At 72.1% G+C, this 16,999-nt stretch carries 15 protein-coding genes and 2 pseudogenes; 7 read left to right on the top strand and 10 right to left on the bottom strand.

All coding sequences use genetic code 11. From position 1 onward, the window contains the following. Positions 1-65: 65 nt before the first annotated feature. On the top strand, positions 66-683 hold the full coding sequence (locus tag SSP08S_RS07565; RefSeq protein ID WP_019066974.1) for a class F sortase: 618 nt from the start codon (positions 66-68) through the stop codon (positions 681-683). A gap of 13 nt (positions 684-696) precedes the next feature. Here SSP08S_RS07565 and SSP08S_RS07560 read toward each other — a convergent pair whose 3' ends face one another. The 5 genes and pseudogenes from SSP08S_RS07560 to SSP08S_RS07545 form a co-directional block, all read right to left on the bottom strand. Continuing rightward, positions 697-1,986 (bottom strand): glycosyltransferase family 39 protein, encoded by a 1,290-nt coding sequence (locus tag SSP08S_RS07560; RefSeq protein ID WP_019066973.1) that lies wholly within the window; start codon positions 1,984-1,986, stop codon positions 697-699. Beyond that, positions 1,983-2,372: pseudogene (locus SSP08S_RS59125) on the bottom strand (GtrA family protein); the annotation flags it as partial. The pseudogene SSP08S_RS59125 and the gene SSP08S_RS07560, both read right to left, overlap by 4 nt. Positions 2,373-3,146: 774 nt before the next feature. Continuing rightward, positions 3,147-4,052 (bottom strand): annotated as a pseudogene (locus SSP08S_RS54945) (dolichyl-phosphate beta-glucosyltransferase); the annotation flags it as partial. A 61-nt stretch (positions 4,053-4,113) separates the two neighbouring features. After that, positions 4,114-4,665: a hypothetical protein gene (locus tag SSP08S_RS54940; RefSeq protein ID WP_174479372.1), complete on the bottom strand. Its 552-nt coding sequence runs from the start codon at positions 4,663-4,665 to the stop codon at positions 4,114-4,116. A gap of 11 nt (positions 4,666-4,676) precedes the next feature. Beyond that, complete coding sequence (locus SSP08S_RS07545) at positions 4,677-5,183, bottom strand: SigE family RNA polymerase sigma factor (RefSeq protein ID WP_026178275.1); 507 nt, start codon at positions 5,181-5,183, stop codon at positions 4,677-4,679. 143 nt (positions 5,184-5,326) lie between these two features. Between SSP08S_RS07545 and SSP08S_RS60675 the strand changes: the two genes are divergently transcribed. Continuing rightward, positions 5,327-5,794: a class I SAM-dependent methyltransferase gene (locus SSP08S_RS60675; RefSeq protein WP_019066970.1), complete on the top strand. Its 468-nt coding sequence runs from the start codon at positions 5,327-5,329 to the stop codon at positions 5,792-5,794. A 158-nt stretch (positions 5,795-5,952) separates the two neighbouring features. Here SSP08S_RS60675 and SSP08S_RS07535 read toward each other — a convergent pair whose 3' ends face one another. Genes SSP08S_RS07535 through SSP08S_RS07525 form a run of 3 tightly spaced genes read right to left on the bottom strand, consistent with a single transcriptional unit; the run spans position 5,953 to position 8,416 of the window. Next, positions 5,953-6,600 carry a LuxR C-terminal-related transcriptional regulator gene (locus tag SSP08S_RS07535; RefSeq protein WP_019066969.1) on the bottom strand — a complete coding sequence of 216 codons (648 nt, stop codon included), beginning with the start codon at positions 6,598-6,600 and terminating at the stop codon, positions 5,953-5,955. 10 nt (positions 6,601-6,610) lie between these two features. Further along, positions 6,611-7,903, bottom strand: coding sequence for a sensor histidine kinase (locus SSP08S_RS07530; protein ID WP_019066968.1), 1,293 nt, complete (start codon positions 7,901-7,903; stop codon positions 6,611-6,613). A gap of 9 nt (positions 7,904-7,912) precedes the next feature. Further along, on the bottom strand, positions 7,913-8,416 hold the full coding sequence (locus tag SSP08S_RS07525; protein WP_019066967.1) for a hypothetical protein: 504 nt from the start codon (positions 8,414-8,416) through the stop codon (positions 7,913-7,915). 258 nt (positions 8,417-8,674) lie between these two features. Between SSP08S_RS07525 and nirB the strand changes: the two genes are divergently transcribed. Next, positions 8,675-11,290, top strand: a complete 2,616-nt coding sequence (gene nirB / locus SSP08S_RS07520; protein WP_019066966.1) for a nitrite reductase large subunit NirB — start codon at positions 8,675-8,677, stop codon at positions 11,288-11,290. Continuing rightward, complete coding sequence (nirD, locus tag SSP08S_RS07515) at positions 11,287-11,637, top strand: nitrite reductase small subunit NirD (protein WP_019066965.1); 351 nt, start codon at positions 11,287-11,289, stop codon at positions 11,635-11,637. The genes nirB and nirD overlap by 4 nt, the downstream gene beginning before the upstream one ends. Positions 11,638-11,661: 24 nt before the next feature. Here nirD and SSP08S_RS07510 read toward each other — a convergent pair whose 3' ends face one another. Together SSP08S_RS07510 and SSP08S_RS07505 are read right to left on the bottom strand one after the other, a co-directional pair. Beyond that, complete coding sequence (locus tag SSP08S_RS07510; RefSeq protein WP_019066964.1) at positions 11,662-12,978, bottom strand: MFS transporter; 1,317 nt, start codon at positions 12,976-12,978, stop codon at positions 11,662-11,664. A 68-nt stretch (positions 12,979-13,046) separates the two neighbouring features. After that, the gene (locus SSP08S_RS07505) at positions 13,047-14,447 is read right to left on the bottom strand and encodes a M20 family metallopeptidase (RefSeq protein WP_019066963.1); all 1,401 of its coding nucleotides are present in this window, start codon (positions 14,445-14,447) and stop codon (positions 13,047-13,049) included. A gap of 152 nt (positions 14,448-14,599) precedes the next feature. Between SSP08S_RS07505 and SSP08S_RS07500 the strand changes: the two genes are divergently transcribed. The 3 genes from SSP08S_RS07500 to SSP08S_RS07490 all read left to right on the top strand — a co-directional run bounded on the left by SSP08S_RS07500 (position 14,600) and on the right by SSP08S_RS07490 (position 16,991). Then, positions 14,600-15,511 (top strand): LysR family transcriptional regulator, encoded by a 912-nt coding sequence (locus SSP08S_RS07500; protein ID WP_019066962.1) that lies wholly within the window; start codon positions 14,600-14,602, stop codon positions 15,509-15,511. A 47-nt stretch (positions 15,512-15,558) separates the two neighbouring features. Beyond that, positions 15,559-16,143 (top strand): TetR/AcrR family transcriptional regulator, encoded by a 585-nt coding sequence (locus tag SSP08S_RS07495; RefSeq protein ID WP_019066961.1) that lies wholly within the window; start codon positions 15,559-15,561, stop codon positions 16,141-16,143. Between the two features lie 71 nt (positions 16,144-16,214). Then, complete coding sequence (locus tag SSP08S_RS07490; protein WP_019066960.1) at positions 16,215-16,991, top strand: SDR family NAD(P)-dependent oxidoreductase; 777 nt, start codon at positions 16,215-16,217, stop codon at positions 16,989-16,991. Positions 16,992-16,999: the final 8 nt, after the last annotated feature.

Below are 16,999 nucleotides of genomic sequence, written 5' to 3'. Positions count from 1 at the left end.
TCCGACGCCCCTCGTGACCCGGAGGGGGCGCGGGGCAGGACCTGGTCACTGGAGAGGGGTGCGTGATGCGTTTCGGCAACACCGCGATAGGGGCCGTGACCGCGGTCGCGCTCTGCACGGGTGCGTGGCTGCTGACCAGTGGCCGGGACACGGACCCGCCGCCGCAGCCGTCCGCCGCCGAGGCCCGCCCCGACCCGGCCGTCGAACGCGCCGCGGCCCGTGCGCTGCCGCCGTCGCCGCCGGACCGCATCCGGATCCCTTCCATCCATGTGGATGCCCCGCTGATGGGCCTCAAACTGACGGGCAACGGGAGCCTGGACGTGCCTCCGGCCGCGAAGAAGAACCTCGCCGGCTGGTATGAGTCCGGCACCACTCCTGGTGAGACCGGCACGGCGATCGTCGCGGGCCATGTCGACAACGCCGACGGGCCCGCCGTCTTCTACGACCTCGGTGCCCTGAAGAAGGGCAACACCATCGAGTTGGACCGGCTGGACGGCACGGTCGCGCTGTTCACGGTGGACGCGGTCGAGGTGTATCAGGCGAGCCGCTTCCCCGATCAGAAGGTCTACGGCGCCGCCGGGCGGCCGGAGTTGAGGGTGATCACGTGCGGGGGCGGTTACTCGCGGTCGACGGGTTATCAGGGGAACGTCGTCGTGTTCGCGCATCTGACGGGCAGTCACTAGTCGTCAACACCCGTTACGGGACGCCGAGTTCGAAGAGGGCGTAGCCCGCGTACGAGCCCGAGGCCAGGGCCGCCATCCCCAGCAGGGTGAACTGGTGGGCGAGGCTGAGGCGGCGCAGTGCGGCGGCGAGCGGGAGGAACAGGGGGAAGAGGGGCAGCAGATAGCGGGAGACGTTGCTGAAGATCTGCTGGCTGCCCAGGACGAGCGCGACGGTGAGGACCGTGTAGACGATCAGTACCGCCGGCGGGCGCAGCCGGAACAGCAGCGGGAGCAGGGCGAAACCGAGCAGGACCACACAGACGCCGATCAGGTCCGCGAAGGGCCAGGCGAAGAGGTAGGTGGTCCTGCCGACCGGGATGGACGTGAGGACGTCGAGGGTCTGGCTGCCGTAGTCCCACTTGTGGGCCCAGGCACCGGACTGGAGCTTGAAGTAGCCGCCGTAGTCGCCCATTCGGTGGCCCACCCAGCCGAGATAGGCGAGCAGGCCGAGGGGTGCGACGGCCGTCGCGGCCAGCGGGCGCAGGACGCCGTCGCGGCGGTCGCGCAGTGCGAGCAGGGCCGCTACGGCGACCGCGGCTATCAGCGCCGCCGCCGTGGGGCGGTTGAGGCCGGCGGCGCAGGTGAGGAGGCCGGCGGTGAGCCAGCGGCGGGTGAGGACGGCGTGGCAGGCCCAGGCGGCCAGGGCGACGAAGAGGGAGTCGGAGTAGACCGCCCACTCGACGCCGGAACCGGGCCACACGGCCCAGAGTCCGGCGGCGGCCAACCCGGCCCGGCTGTCGAGGAGTTGCGCGGCGACGGCGTATATCCCCAGGGCGGCGACGAAGGAGGCGAGTACGGAGACCAGCAGGCCGGCGCCGTAGGAACCGAGACCGGTGAGTTCGGAGGCCAGGCGGATCAGCGCCGGGTAGAGGGGGAAGAAGGCCGCCGAGTTGCCTTCGAGGGTGATCATTCCGGTGGCGCCGGGGATGCGGACCAGCTCGGGGTGGTAGCCGTGGACGGCGATCTGCTGGTACCACCAGCCGTCCCAGGTGGCCAGTACGTCCCACGGGTGGGCGCCGCCGCCGAAGCGGGGGTTCTTGGTGCGGTAGTTCCCGGCGGAGTCCAGCAGCCACATGAAGGAGACGAAGCCGATGAGCTTCAGGGCGCCGTAGTAGGCGAGTACGGGGGTGTGGTGCTTGACGGTCTGCTTGATGGTCTGCTTCATGGTCCGGCACGGTCGTTGCCGCTTGCCGTCCGTGGGGGCGGGCCGCTCCTCCGGCAGTCTCGCGTTCCAGTCGCTCGCCGGGGTGATGGTCTCGTTCATGCGCGGAACACCCACGCCCGGAGCAGCAGGAACCGCAGCACGGTCGCGGCCAGGTTGGCCACGAGGAGCACGGCGAGATCGGTGCCGTGACCGGCCGAGGGTGCCGCGTGGTGCAGGACCGCGAGGGAGCCGCTGGTGAGCACCAGACCGATCAGGAAGACCACGAGCCCCTTGCCGTGGTGCCGCAGCGCACCGCCGCGTCCTCGGTACCCAAAGGTGAGCCGCCTGTTCGCGGCCGTGTTGGCGAGGGCACAGAGGAGCAGCGCAAGCGCGTTGGCGGCCTGGGCACCGAGCGCCGGGCTCAGCGCCGCGTACAGCAAGAGGTGTCCTACGGTGCTCATCGCGCCGATGGCGGCGAAGCGGGCGAGCTGGGCGGCGGGGCCGGCGGGGGCGCGGGGGATGAGGACGGCGGGGGCGGCGGGGCCGGCGGGGGCGCGGGGGATGAGGGCGGCTCGGGCGGCGGGCGTGCGGGTGAGTCGGGGGGCCTGTGCGGGGTGGGCTTGCGTGGGCTGGGGGGTCTGTCCGGGCTGCGCGTGTGTGGGTGGGGCGGTCTGTCCGGGCTGCGCGTGTGTGGGTGGGGCGGCGTGTCCGGGCTGCGCCTGCGTGGGCTGGGCAGTCTGTCCGGCGTGCGCGTGCGTGGGCAGTACGCCGGGTCCGGGCTGGGGGTGTGTGGGCTGGGCGGCTCCTCCGGGCCGCGCCCGCGTGAGCTGTGCGCCCGGTCCAGGCTGCGTCCCCGCGAGCTGGGCGGCCTGTCCCGCCTGCACGTGCGTGAGCTGCACGCCCGGTGCAGGCTGCGCGCGCGTGGGCTGGGCTGCCCCTCCGGGCTGCGCCCGCGCGGGCTCCACGCCCGGTCCGGACTGCGCCCCCGTGAGCTGGACGGCCTGCCCGGCATGCGCCTGCGTGGACTGTACGCCCGGTCCAGGCTGCGGCCCCGTGAGCTGGGCAGTCTGCCTGGCCTGCGCCCGCGCGAGCTCTACGCCCGATCCGGACTGCGTGTGCGTGAGCTGGGCGGACTGTCCCACCTGAGCCTGCGTGGACTGTACGCCCGGTCCAGGCTCCGCGTGCGTGAGGTGGGCGGCCCCTCCGGGCTCCGTCCACGTGAACTGGGCCGCCTGTCCAGCCTGCGCCCGCGCGGGCTCCACGCCCGATCCGGACTGCGCCCCCGCGAGCTGGGCAGCCTGTCCCGCCTGCGCCCGCGTGAACTGGGCGGCCGGTTCAGTCGGCGCGCCTGAATCGGCGGTGTCCGGGGCGAGTCGCAGCGTCGCCGGGGTCAGGGTGCCGCGGGCCAGTGCTCTGCCGATTCTGGCGATGCCGCGTAGGTCGGCCAGGGCGGTGGTGAGGAGGTCGACGCGGCTGTCGGGGTCGTCGACCCAGTCGACCGGGACCTCGTGGATGCGGAGGCCGGCGCGCTCGGCTATCACCAGGAGTTCGGTGTCGAAGAACCAACCGGTGTCCTCGACCAGGGGCAGCAGCACTTCGGCGACATCGCGTCGTACGGCTTTGAATCCGCACTGCGCGTCGGAGAAGCCGACGGCGAGGGTGGAGCGGAGGAGGGCGTTGTAGCAGCGGGAGGTGACCTCGCGTTTGGGGCCGCGCACGACCCGGGAGGCGGGGGCGAGGCGGGTGCCGATGGCCAGGTCGGAGTGGCCGGAGATCAGGGGGGCGACGAGGGGCAGCAGCGCGGCGAGTTCGGTGGAGAGGTCGACGTCCACGTACGCGAGCACCGGCGCGGGCGACTGCGACCAGGCGGCGCGCAGTGCCCGGCCGCGGCCCTTCTCGGGCAGCCGTAGCCACTCGGTTCCGGGCAGTTCGGCGGCCAGGCGGGCGGCGATGTGCGGGGTGCGGTCCGTGCTGGCGTTGTCGGCGACGGTGATCCGGAACGGGTACGGGAACGCCTCGGAGAGGTGGGCGTGGAGGCGGCGCACGTTCGGCTCCAGGTCCGTCTCCTCGTTGAACACCGGGACCACCAGGTCCAGGACGGGGCCGGGGTGATGGGTCGGCACCGGTGTGCGTCGCGGTGGCCGGCTGATCACGTCCACCGGCCTGAGCGACTTGTCGTTTAGCATGGTTTGCCCTTTCTGTGCACTGGTTCGGGGCATGCCGAAGTCACCAGTGGCGGAGGGGAGTTCAGGAACCGGAGCCGGGCGAGACGGTGAGCGACGACGTGATGGACGACGGCGTGCTCCGGCTCAGGTTCTCCGCGGTCGCCGTGTTCGAAGGGGTGGAGGAGGAGGTGGCGGGCGGTGTCGTAACGCCCGTGTTCCCGCCGCTGGTTGCCGTCGCCGTGGCCGAACTCCCGGTCGTGGCGGGCGCCGTGGGAGTGTCCGAGGCCGTCGCGCCCGGGTTGGCCAGGGATGTCGTGGCGGACGAGGTGGGCGGAGCGGTCGGGGTCTCCCCCGGTGTCGGGGCCGAGCCGGTGGACGTCGGGCTGGTCGCGGGCCTCGGGTGGGGCTCGGCGGGCTGGACCTTGGTCGGACCGGCGGGCAGCAGGAGCAGCCCGATGCCGACACCGACGACGGCCAGGGCGGAGCCGACGGTCCTGCGCACGACCCTGGTCCGGCGACGGACCCGTACTCCCTCATGGAGACGTGCGCGGTGGCGCGGCTCGAAGGGGGCGGGCTCGTGCGTGTCGCGCATCATCCGCGCCAACTGCCGTTCGAACGGATCCATTTGATCCATGGGGTCCTCCTTCACCGCGTCGGCTCGATGGCGTCGGTCAGGATCTGCCGCAGCCGCGCCACACCACGGGAGGCGTGGGAGCGCGCGGTGCCCACCGGACACCCGAGCGCCTCCGCGACCTGGCCCTCGGGCAGGTCCTGGTAGTAGCGCAGCACCACGGCCGCGCGCTGGTTCGGCGACAGCTGGGCGAGCGCGGCCTCCAGCCGGGACCGCTCCGCCACGTCGGCGGACACGTCCCCGGTCGTCGCCCCCTCGGGCAGCCGCTCGACGGGGCGTTCACCCCACCAGCGCCGCCTGCCCGCGCGCGCCGCCGCGCGGACCATCACCTTGCGGACGTATGCCTCCGGCGCGTCCTGGGAGACCTTCGGCCAGACGAACCAGAGCTTGACCAAGGACTCCTGCGCCAGATCCTCGGCCCGATGCCGGTCACCGCCGACGAGCAGACGCGCCAGATGGAGAAGTACCGACCAGCGGGCCGCCACGAACTCCTCGAACTCACCCGCCTGCCCCTGCTCGATGCGCACTGTCTCTGCTCCCACTGGTTGCCTACACCGGTTAAAAGGCTGTGGGCGGCCTTCCACGATGCACCTGCACTGCGTGATCTGGATCACGGGGTGTGTGCGGCGGACGCGGTGGAACTCCTGCTGCCGCAGGGTCCTGCGTGATCCTGGACATCGCGTGCGGCACGGGCATCGTGACCCGCAGACTGCTGCGCCCGGAGCGGACGGTGGTCGGGGTCGACCGTTCACCCGGGATGCTGGGCCCTGCCAGGCGGCGGATGCCGGGAGGTGTCGTGCGCGGCGACGCCACGCGGCTGCCCTTCGCGCCGGACGCGGTGGACGCCGTCGTGATCGTATGGCTGCTGCATCTCCTGCCGGACCCCGCACCGGTGCCGGCCGAGGCGGCCAGGGTGCTGATCACCACCGTCGACAAGGACGACGCGTATTTCGTCGAGGACAGTGACATCGCCCGGGTCACGGCGGCCTCGCGGCGCCGCTACGCGCCCCGCGTACCCGGCCGTGCCTCCCGGGTACTCGGTCGGGCGGCCGAGCCGGGGCTGGGGTTCGCGGGCCGGACGGCGTTCCCCGGAACAGGGCAGGGCCGCGGCCGCGCAGGTGGCGCGAGGTGATCGAAGAGGGCCGTACCCCCTGAGCCACGTATGCGCCCCCGGACCGGGTGACCCGCCGCGCTGTCGGACCAGGACGCGGCCCGCCCTGACCCCGCCGTATCGGTTCATCGCCCTGAAAGCGTGACATCACGCCGGGTGAGCCTGTTCTTCGCCGGGCTTCAGCGGCCGTTCTCCAGGTAGCGGAGTACGGCGAGCACCCGCCGGTTCCCCGTCTCCGACGGCGGCAGGTCGAGCTTCGTGAAGATGTTGGCGACGTGCTTCTCGACCGCGCGCTCGGAGACGGTGAACGCGGTGGCGATCGCGTGGTTGGTGCGGCCCTCGGCCATCAGGGCGAGGACCTCGCGTTCGCGTGGGGTGAGGGTGTCGAGGGCGGTGGACCGGCGGGCGGCGCCGAAGAGTTGGGCGACGACCTCGGGGTCGAGGGCGGTGCCGCCGGCGGCGACGCGTTCCAGGGCGCCGACGAACTCGCCGATGTCGACGACCCGTTCCTTGAGGAGATAGCCGAACCCGGCCGGGTTGCCGAGGAGTTGGGCCGCGTGGGTCGTCTCGACGTACTGCGAGAAGAGCAGCACACCCATCGCGGGGTACCGCTCCCGCAGTCGTACGGCCGCCCGTACGCCCTCGTCGGTCTGGGTGGGCGGGAGGCGGATGTCGACGACGGCGACGTCCGGGGCGTGGGCCGCGACCGCGGTCAGCAGGGACTCCGCGTCGCCGACCGCCGCGGCCACCTCCACGTCCCGCAGCTGGAGCAGCTGGACCAGGCCGTCGCGCAGGAGGGCCGAGTCCTCGGCGATGACGACGCGCATGCCACTCCGTTCACAGGTGGGGGAGCTCGACCGTGACCACCGTAGGGCCTCCGCGCGGGCTGTCGCAGGTCAGTGTGCCGTCGACGGTACGGACCCGGGCCAGCAGGCCGGTGAGTCCGGACCCGGCGCCGAGCCTCGCGCCGCCCTGTCCGTCGTCGGTGACGCGCAGCCGTAGAACTCCGTCGCGGGCGGTGACGTCGACGGCGGCGGCCGTGGCCCGGGCGTGTTTCGTCGCGTTGGCGAGGAGTTCGGCTGCGCAGAAGTAGGCGATGGTCTCGACGGCCGGGGTGGGGCGGGTGGCGATGTCGGTGGTGAGGGTGACGGGGAGCGCGCTGTCGGCGGCGAGGGTGGTGAGCGCGGCGTGCAGGCCCTCGTCGAGTACGGGCGGGTGGATGCCCTTGACCAGGTGGCGCAGGTCGGTGATGGCCTGGGTGGCGTTGCCCCGGGCGGTGTCTACGACGGCCAGCACGCGGTCGGGTGCGGCCTCGGTGGTGACCAGCTCTCGGATCATGGTGAGCTGCATGGCCAGGGAGACCAGCCGGGCCTGGGTGCCGTCGTGCAGATCGCGTTCGATACGGCGGAGGGTGGCGGCGGCGTCGTCGACGGCCCGCGCGCGGGTCTCCTCCAGGGTGCGGATACGGCGGGTCGCGGCGTCGGGGCCGAGCAGCACGGTCAGCAGGGCGCGGTGCGGGCCGAGGGCGTAGCGGAGGAGGACGGGCGCGACGGCGAGCAGCAGCAGTCCGACCGCGAACGGGATCAACCACCGTGGCCAGGAGTCGAGTTGGAAGCCGAAGAACTCCAGTGAAACGTGGTGCGTGGAGCCGTCGGCGCTGTGCACCGTGTTGTAGTTCCAGCGCTTGAGCAGCGGGTGCAGGGTGAGCAGGACGCCGTAGACGTAGCCGATGACGACGGCCGCGTACGCGAAGACGGCCGTGAACGGTGTCAGCAGCGCGCAGCCGGCGGCCCGCCAGCCCGCCCGGTCGAGCAGGAGGCCCCGGCGCCAGCCGAGGAGGCCGCTGCCGCCGGGTGCGCCCGGCTCCTCGATCTCCAGTCCGAGCAGCCGCCGCGCGAGCCCCCGCTGCAGCGCGCCCAGCGCCAGCGCGCCCCGCACGGTGACGGCCAGCAGCCACAGCCCGAGCGTGGTCACCGACAGCGCGCCGCCGAACGCCAGCCCGACGAGGGTGAGGAGGAAGCCGGCCAGGGCGAGCGGGAGGGCGATCACGCCGTAGAGGACGGCGGCCAGCGCGCGGCGGCCGAAGGTGGCGACGGCGAGCGTGCGGAGGCGGGAGCGGAGGCTCGGCATGGGATCAACCTAGGAGAGGAGCGACCTGGCGACACGGACCTGTACGGCGGTGAGGCCCCGCACCAGCCACGGCATCAGCAGCAGGAAGCCGATGCCGCCCAGGATCGCGTGGAAGGCCCAGGCCCCGGCGAAGGTCGGGCCGCCCCAGGCGCCGGAGTAGTCGTCGCCGGCGCGCAGCGGCCAGCCGAGGTTCATGGGGACGATCGCCCAGCCGTAGACCGTGATGAACAGGGAGAGGAGGTTGAGGGGGGTGGCGAGGAGCGCGTGGCGCAGGCCGCCGCGGCGTGCGGTGCCGGGAAGGTCCGTGTCCAGGAAGCGGCGGACCAGGCCCCGCTGCCAGCGGGCCGTGGGGGCGCCGAGCAGGGAGAGCGGGACGCACGCCAGGTCCACGGGGAGCGCGAGTACCGCGTAGGCCGTGCGGCGCCAGGTCGCGGCGGTGAAGGGCTCGCGGACGATCCGCCACATCCGCACCGCCCCGGTGTCGTGAACCTGCGCATGTCGGACACTGCCCATGGTGCTTCCTCCTGGCCGTGAACTGCCGAAAACCGATGTCTCCAGCGTTCCGCCGCCGCCCGCCGTACACGATGGTGCCTGCACGGAAGTGCGGGGTTCGGTTAACCGAACCGGCGCGGACCGGCCCGTCCTCACACTCCGCCCCCGGCGCGCACCCGGAACCCTCACACCCCCCGCGCGCTCCCGCTGAGGGCAGCGTTCCTCACGGGAAACAGATGTGATGCGGTCGGGTAACACCGAAGTCGCAGGCTCCTGGACATGACCTCGAATCCGCGTGTGGTGCCCACCATCGTGCTCGTCGGCCACGGCATGGTCGGTCAGCGCTTCCTCGAAGCGCTCGCCGAGCGCGGCCTGACCGCGACACACCGCGTGGTCGTGCTGTGCGAGGAGCCGCGCCCGGCCTACGACCGCGTCCAGCTCACCTCGTACTTCTCGGGCCGCACCCCCGAGGAACTGTCGCTCACGGACGCGGAGTTCATCAAGGACCACGGCATCGAGCTGTACGTCGGCGACCCGGCCGAGACGATCGACCGGGCGGCGCGGACGGTAACGGCCCGCTCCGGACTGACAGTTGAGTACGACACCCTCGTCCTGGCCACCGGCTCGTATCCGTTCGTGCCGCCCGTCCCGGGCAAGGACTCCGACGGCTGCTTCGTCTACCGCACGATCGAGGACCTCCTCGCGATCGAGGCGTACGCGAAGTCGCGGGCCACGACGGGTGCGGTGGTCGGCGGCGGGCTGCTCGGCCTGGAGGCCGCCGGCGCGCTCAAGGGGCTCGGACTGGCCACGCACATCGTGGAGTTCGCGCCCCGGCTGATGCCGGTGCAGGTCGACGAGGGCGGTGGCGCGGCCCTGCTGCGCACCATCGAGGACATGGGTCTTACGGTCCATACGGGGACCGGTACGCAGGAGATCGTGGCCGGTGAGGACGGAGCCGTCGTCGGCATGAAGCTGTCGGACGGTTCCGAACTCGCCACGGACATGGTGGTGTTCAGCGCCGGTGTGCGGCCCCGCGACCAACTCGCCCGGGAATCAGGGCTGTCGGTGGGCGAGCGCGGCGGCATCACGGTCGACGAGCAGTGCCGTACGGTCACCGACCCGCACGTCTTCGCGATCGGCGAGTGCGCACTGGCGGCGGACGGCCGGGTGTACGGCCTGGTGGCACCCGGCTACGAGCAGGCGGAGACGGTCGCGGCGACCATCGCGCAGGACGAATCGGCGTTCACCGGCGCCGACTTGTCCACCAAGCTGAAGCTGCTCGGCGTGGACGTGGCGTCCTTCGGCGACGCGCACGGCGCCACCGCGGACTGCCTCGACGTCGTCTACTCCGACGCACGGGCCGGAACGTACAAGAAGCTGGTCATCGGCCGGGGCGGCGAGCTGCTGGGCGGCATCCTGGTCGGCGACGCGGAGGCCTACGGCACGCTGCGCGCGTTCACAGGGTCCGTACCGCCCGTCTCCCCCGAGCAGTTGGTGCTGCCGGCCGGTTCCGGGGGCGCCGTCCAGCTCGGCCCCTCGGCGCTGCCCGACGAGGCGGTGATCTGCTCCTGCCACAACGTCACCAAGGGCACGATCCGCGGCGCGGTCACCGAGCACTCCTGCACGAGCGTGCCGGAGGTGAAGAAGTGCACCAAGGCCGGTACCGGCTGCGGGAGTTGCGTCAAGGTGCTCGGCCAGCTGGTCACCGCCGAGCTAGAGGCGAGCGGCGTCGAGGTCGACAAGGGCCTGTGCGGCTGCTTCGCGCAGACCCGCGAGGAGCTGTACGAGATCGCCCTCGCGCTGCGCATCAACTCCTACCAGGACCTCCTGGACCGCTACGGCCGTGAGGGCGCCCGGGGTGGCGACGGCTGCGAGATCTGCAAGCCGACGGTCGCCTCGATCATCGCGTCCCTCGCTCCGACGATCGGCGCGAGCGGCTATGTCCTGGACGGCGAGCAGGCGGCGTTGCAGGACAGCAACGACCACTTCCTCGCCAACCTCCAGAAGAACGGCTCCTATTCGATCGTGCCGCGCATCCCCGGCGGCGAGATCACCCCCGAGAAGCTCATCGTGATCGGCGAGGTGGCCCGCGACTTCGGCCTCTACACGAAGATCACCGGCGGCCAGCGCATCGACCTCTTCGGCGCGCGGGTGGAACAACTCCCGCTGATCTGGGCGAGGTTGGTGGACGCCGGCTTCGAGTCCGGCCACGCGTACGGAAAGGCCCTGCGCACGGTGAAGTCCTGCGTCGGCCAGACCTGGTGCCGCTACGGCGTCCAGGACTCGGTGCGGATGGCGATCGACCTGGAGCTGCGCTACCGGGGCCTGCGCTCCCCGCACAAGCTCAAGTCGGCGGTCTCCGGCTGCGCCCGCGAGTGCGCCGAGGCCCAGTCGAAGGACTTCGGCGTCATCGCCACCGCCAACGGCTGGAACCTGTACGTCGGCGGCAACGGCGGCGCGACCCCGCGCCACGCGGACCTGCTGGCACAGGACTTGACCGATGCCGAACTGATCCGACTGATCGACCGGTTCCTGATGTTCTACATCCGTACGGCCGACCGCCTCGAGCGTACGAGCGTGTGGCTGGAGCGGATCCCGGGCGGCCTGGACCACATCCGGGACGTGGTCGTGGAGGACTCGCTCGGTATCTGCGAGGAGCTGGAGTCGCTGATGGCCGCGCATGTCGCCGGGTACCGCGACGAGTGGGCCGAGACCATCAACGACCCCGAGAAGCTGGGCCGGTTCGTGTCCTTCGTGAACGCGCCGGACACCCCGGACCCGGTCGTCGGCTTCGTCCCCGAGCGCGACCAGATCAAGCCCGACCTGCCGCTGCTCACCATCGGCATGCGGCCCCAGCAGACCGCCGACGTCCTGGAAGGAAGCGCCCAGCGATGACCCTGGCCCCCGAGACGACCGACCTGAAGGTCCAACTCCAGCTCGCCGAGGGTTGGTTCACGGTCTGCGACCTGAACCGGCTCACCCCCGGCCGCGGCGTCGCGGCCCTGCTGCCCGACGGCCGCCAGGTCGCCCTGTTCCGCGACCGCGCCGACACCCTCTACGCCATCGACAACCGCGACCCCTTCAACGGCGCGGCCGTCCTCTCCCGCGGCCTGACCGGCACCCACCAGGGCCGCCCGTTCGTGGCCTCACCGCTGCTCAAGCAGCGGTTCGACCTGGTGTCCGGGGAGTGCTTGGACGATGCGTCGGTGCGGGTGGAGACGTATGAGGTGCGGGCGGGGTGACGCAGCGCTCCCCCGCTCCCCCGCTCACTGGATCCGGCCGCCGCGCTGCGCGACCGTCAGCGCGGCGGTGCTCAACACGGCCGTGGCCAGCAGATAGTAGCCCGGTGACACCGGCGAACCGGTCGTCTCGATGAGGGCCGCGGCGATCGTCGGTGTGAAGCCGCCGAAGAGCGCGACCGTGGTGTTGTAGCTGAAGGACAGGCCCGTCGCGCGGGCCCGGGCCGGGAAGACGTCGGCCATCACCGACGGCAGCGTGCCGAAGTACACCGCCTTGAGCAGGGCGAGGACGGTGGTGCACAGCGCGAGGGTGAGGAAGGACGGCGAGGCGTTCAGCCACAGGAAGAGCGGCACCACGCCCACGCCGATCAGCAGCGCGGCCGGGATCATGATGCGCAGCCTGCCGTGCCGGTCGCCCAGCAGCCCCACGAGCGGGGTGACGAAGGTCAGGACGGCCCCCGCGATGAGCAGCGCCGTGAACGACAGCGAGGCGTCCAGGCCCAGTTGACCGATGCCGTACGTCGGCAGGTACTGGAGCATGAAGTTCAGCGCCGTCGACACGACCAGCGCACCGCCGGCGATGAGCAGCCCGCTCCAGTGGTGCCGGAAGACCGACACGATCGGGGAGGGCTTCGGAGCGGCCGACTCCAACTCCGGTGCCGGCGCCGGGGATTCGTCCATGTAGCGGCGTAGGAAATAGCCCACCGGGCCGATCAGCAGCCCGAACGCGAACGGCACGCGCCAGCCCCACGACGTCATCTGGGCGTCGGACAGCAGAGCCGTGAGCGCAGCCGCGAACCCTGCCGCCATGAGCGTGGACAGTCCCTGACTGGCGAACTGGAAGCTGCCGAGGAAGCTCTTGCGCCGATCGTCGTGCTCGACCAGGAACGAGGTCGCCGCCCCGAACTCCCCTCCGGCGGCGAACCCTTGGATCAGCCGCGCGAGCACGATCCCCAGGGTCGAGGCGATCCCGAGGGTCGCATAACCGGGCATGACCGCGAGCAGCAGAGTACCGAGGACCATCAGCCGGATCGACAACACCAGTGCCTTCTTACGGCCGTTGCGGTCCGCGTACGCGCCGAGCAGCAGCCCGCCGAGCGGCCGTATCAGATAGGTCACGCCGAACACGGCGTAGGCCTGCACCAGTTGGACGCCGGGGTTGCCGCCGGGGAAGAACGTGCGGCCGATGTACGAGGCCATCAGCGCGTACAGGGCGAGGTCGAAGAATTCGAGCGCGTTGCCGATGGTGGCCGCCGCGATGGCGCGGCGGGCGGAGGGGCGGCCGGGGCTTCGGGTCTCGTCGGGTCGAGTGGACTGGGTGGGCTGGGGGGACGGAGCGGTCATCGGGGGTCCTTCCGGCGGGTGTTGGGGAGGGGTGTGCCGGACGGGGTGCGGGTGCCGAGACTCGAGTGCTATGTGTGCGTGGGGAGCGGCCGGTCCGTGGGCGGGTGGCCAAGCGTGTGGAACAGGCCGGTCGCCAGGACCAGGCCCTCGCGGGCGATGGACGCCAACAGGTGTTCGTCGGGGGCGTGTTGGAGGCAGCCGGGGTAGGAGTGGGGCAGCCAGAGGGTCGGCAGGCCGAGGATGTCGGTGAAGACGGCGTTGGGCAGCGAGCCGCCGATGTTGGGGAGTACGGCGACCGGGCCGCCCGTGACCTCTTCCAGCGTGGTCCGGGTCCAGCGGACCCATGGGTCGTCGAGCGGGGTGCGGCTCGCGGCGAAGCTGCCGAGGACGCGGACGTCGACCATCGGGTATCCGTGCGCGGCCAGGTGCCGGGCGACGGTCTCGGCGGCCGTGTCGACGTCGGTGCCTACTACGTACCGGAGTTGGAGGACCGCGCGGGCCGTGCCGGGGATCGCGTTGACCGGCCGTTCGGCGTCGGCCGCGCCGAGGGCGAGGACTTCGAGGGTGTTCCAGGCGTAGAGCCGTTCGGCGGCGGTCAGTCCGGGCTCGCCCCAGCCCTCGTCCGGCACCGGGTCGCCGGGCGAGGCGGCCACCTCGACACCGGCGAGTGCCTCGCGGACCGCCGCGGGGATCGCGGGCGGCAGCAACTCCGGTACGCGGATGCGGCCGTGGCCGTCGACCAGGGTCGCGACGGCGCCGGCGAGGGTGGTCGCGGGGTTGCGCAGCAGGCCGCCCCAGTTGCCGGAGTGGTAGGCGTCCGGCCGTAGATCCGCGGTGAGTTGGAGTTGCAGGCCGCCGCGCGCGCCGAGGAAGAGGGTCGGGGTGGTGGCGTCCAGACGTGGTCCGTCCGAGGCGACGAGCACATCGGCGCGCAGCAACTCCCGGTGCGCCGCGGCGAATTCGGCCAGTCCGGGCGAGCCGATCTCCTCGCCGGACTCCAGCAGGAAGGTCAGGTTGAAGCCCAACTCGCCCTGGTCGGCGAGGAGGAGACGCAGGGCGGTGAGATTGACCAGGTGCTGGCCCTTGTTGTCGGCGGCGCCGCGTCCGTACCAGCGTTCGCCCTCGGCGCTCAGCGTCCACGGGTCGCGGCCCTCGCTCCACCGGCCCGCCTGGCCCTCGACGACATCCGCGTGGCCGTAGACGAGCACGGTCGGCAGGTCGGGGGACTCGACGCGGGTGCCGACCAGGAAGGGGCCGCCCGCCGGATCGGGGTTGTCGTACCGGACGGCTTCGCAGCCGAGGGCGGTCAGGGCCGGGGCCAGCACCTCGTCGAGGTATGCCTCAACGGCAAGGCGACCCTCCGGCCGGGAACTCTCCGTGGCGTACGCGACCATGGTGGCCAGCTCGGTGAAGAAGGCACCCGAGTCGACGAACTCCTCGGCTTTACGGGCCAGTTTCTCAGGGATCACGGGCAGATCTCTCCAGGACGGGCGGGGTCGGCCGGGCGGTGCTGTCTCGCCGTTCCAGCAGAGTAGGGCGGATTCCGGCGTGCGACCATTGCCGTTTGTGACGCGATGCGTTCTGATTTCGGCAACGGACCATGTGACCAGAGGGGGACCTTGTGCAACTCCTGCCGGTGAACCTCGCCTACTTCCTGGAGGTCGCCCGCACCGGCTCGGTGACCGAGGCGGCGAACGCGCTCAATGTGGCGCCCTCGGCGATCAGCAGGCAGGTCGCCAAGCTGGAGTCCGGCATCGGGGTCCCGCTGTTCGCCCGGCATCCGCGCGGGATGACCCTGACCGAGGCGGGCTCCCGGCTGCTGGCCCACGCCCGCCGTACCGAGACCGAATCGACCACGCTGCTCGAGGAGTTGAGGACGGGGCGGGGAGCGCAGGCACGCAGTGTCGCCGTCGCCTGCTCGGAGGGGTTCGCGCGCCGGCTGGTGCCACGGGCGGTGGCCGACTTCCGCCGCGAGCACCCCGATCTTGCCTTCCGTGTGGACGTGGTCGACCGCCAGGAGGCGACGCGCCGCGTGGTCGAGGGGCTCGCCGATGTCGCCGTCACGTACACGATGGGCCCGCAGCACGACGTCCGTGTCGAATGCGCGGTCGTGGTCCCGGTGGCCGCGATCGTCCCGCTCGGGCATGAACTCGCCGGCCGCGACCGCATCGGCCTCGCCGACCTCTGCGCCTACCCGCTCGCCCTGGCCTCGCCGGGCACCAGTCAGCGTGAACTCTTCGACATCGGCGCCCAGTTGGAGGGGATCACGGTCCGTCCCGCGCTGGTCTGCGACAGCCTCGCCCCGCAGTACGAGTTCGTCCGCGCCGGGGGCGGCCTCGCCCTGGTCGGGGACCTCGGCGACATCGGGCAGGACACGGCGACCGAGGGCGTGGCCCACGTCCCCGTCGACCACCCGGTGTTCCGGCAGCGCGAGGCGCAGGTGCAGACGGCGACGGGACGGCGGCCGTCGTGGCCGGCGGCACAGTTCACCGAACTGCTGGTGGGGGCGTTGCGGCGGGACCGGTCGCCCTGACCACGCTTTCTTGACTGCTCGTTCCAAATGGATCTAGGCTGCGACGCATGGCCAGGACCAAGGAGTTCGACCCCGAGGCCGCGCTGCGGGCAGCCCTGGAGCTGTTCTGGCGGCGCGGCTACGAGGCGACGTCGATGTCCGATCTCGTCGAGCACCTCGGTATCGGCCGGGCCAGCATCTACGCGACCTTCGGCAGCAAGCACGAGCTGTATCTGAAAGCACTGGAGAGCTACGACCGCGCCGGACTCACGCCGATGGTGCGGGAGTTGTCCCAGCCGGGCCCCGCACTACCGCCCGTACGAGCGGTCGTACGGCGGTACGCGGCCGAGGCGGCGGACGAGCAACTACGGCCGCTGGGCTGCCTGGTGACCAACACGGCCGCCGAACTGGCCCCGCACGACAGGGCCGCGACCCGGCTGGTCGAGCGCAACTGGGACCAGCTGGAGGCCGTACTGCGCTCGGCGTTGGTGCGGGCGCAGGCGCAGGGCGAGTTGCCCGCCGACCGCGATCCGCTCACCCTCGCGCGCATGCTGCTGGTGCTGCTGCAGGGGCTGCGGGTGGTCGGCCGGGCGTCCGGGGACCCGGCGCGGGTGCGGGACGCGGCGGAGCAGGCGTTGACGCTGCTCGACTGAGGCCTCGGGTGGCGCAGGGCACCTTTCCATGTCCCCATACCGAACCGATCGTTCTAGAAAGAGGCTCGTTCATGAGCAACCGCTCCAGCAACCGCTTCTCCGGCAGGACCGCCCTCGTCACCGGGGCCGGGTCCGGCATCGGGCGGGCGATCGCCCTCGCGTTCGCGGCGGAGGGGGCGAATGTCGTCGTCGCCGGGCGGCGAAGGGGGCCGCTGGACGAGACCCTCGCCCTGATCGAGGCCCGGGGCGGGAAAGCCCTGGCCGTGAGCGCGGACGTATCGAAGGCCGCCGACGCGGACGCGCTGGTGCGGGCGGCCGTCGAGCGGTACGGCTCGCTCGACGTGGCCGTCAACAACGCGGGCGTCTTCCGGGGCGGGCGCCCCCTCGCCGACCTCACCGAGGAGGACTGGAGCACCCAGCTCGACATCAACGTGACCGGCGTGTTCCTCGCCCTGCGCGCCGAGATCGCGCGGATGCGGACCCAACCGTCCGGCGGCGCGATCGTCAACGTCGCGTCCACCTTCGGCGTGCACACCAGCAGCCCCGGGGCGGCCGCCTACGCCGCGTCCAAGGCCGCGGTCGCCGTGCTCAGCAAGGGCGCCGCCGTGGACCACATCCGCGAGGGCGTCCGTATCAACGTGGTCAGCCCCGGCGCCACCGACACCCCCATGTCCCTGCGCCCCGGCGAGACGGAGACCGACCGCGCCGAACGCGTACGGGCCACGCTCCCCCTCGGCCGTATCTCCGCCACGGCCGAAATCGCCGCCGCGGTCCTCTACTTGGCCTCGGACGACGCGGCGTCGGTGGTGGGCACGGACCTGGTGGTGGACAGCGGAGCGACGGCCTGAAGTCCGGC

This window comes from Streptomyces hokutonensis (assembly GCF_000376565.1).
Classification (GTDB): domain Bacteria; phylum Actinomycetota; class Actinomycetes; order Streptomycetales; family Streptomycetaceae; genus Streptomyces; species Streptomyces hokutonensis.
This window is presented reverse-complemented; position numbering and strand designations above follow the sequence as displayed.

Bases quoted from the DNA above. Each gene is read 5' to 3' on its own strand.
- SSP08S_RS07525 (WP_019066967.1), bottom strand. From the start codon at position 8,416: ATGGGCAGTGTCCGACATGCGCAGGTTCACGACACCGGGGCGGTGCGG.
- nirD (WP_019066965.1), top strand. From the start codon at position 11,287: ATGACCCTGGCCCCCGAGACGACCGACCTGAAGGTCCAACTCCAGCTC.
- SSP08S_RS07560 (WP_019066973.1), bottom strand. From the start codon at position 1,986: ATGAACGAGACCATCACCCCGGCGAGCGACTGGAACGCGAGACTGCCG.
- SSP08S_RS07510 (WP_019066964.1), bottom strand. From the start codon at position 12,978: ATGACCGCTCCGTCCCCCCAGCCCACCCAGTCCACTCGACCCGACGAG.
- SSP08S_RS07490 (WP_019066960.1), top strand. From the start codon at position 16,215: ATGAGCAACCGCTCCAGCAACCGCTTCTCCGGCAGGACCGCCCTCGTC.
- SSP08S_RS07535 (WP_019066969.1), bottom strand. From the start codon at position 6,600: ATGCGCGTCGTCATCGCCGAGGACTCGGCCCTCCTGCGCGACGGCCTG.
- SSP08S_RS07530 (WP_019066968.1), bottom strand. From the start codon at position 7,903: ATGCCGAGCCTCCGCTCCCGCCTCCGCACGCTCGCCGTCGCCACCTTC.
- SSP08S_RS54940 (WP_174479372.1), bottom strand. From the start codon at position 4,665: ATGGATCAAATGGATCCGTTCGAACGGCAGTTGGCGCGGATGATGCGC.
- nirB (WP_019066966.1), top strand. From the start codon at position 8,675: ATGACCTCGAATCCGCGTGTGGTGCCCACCATCGTGCTCGTCGGCCAC.
- SSP08S_RS07495 (WP_019066961.1), top strand. From the start codon at position 15,559: ATGGCCAGGACCAAGGAGTTCGACCCCGAGGCCGCGCTGCGGGCAGCC.
- SSP08S_RS07565 (WP_019066974.1), top strand. From the start codon at position 66: ATGCGTTTCGGCAACACCGCGATAGGGGCCGTGACCGCGGTCGCGCTC.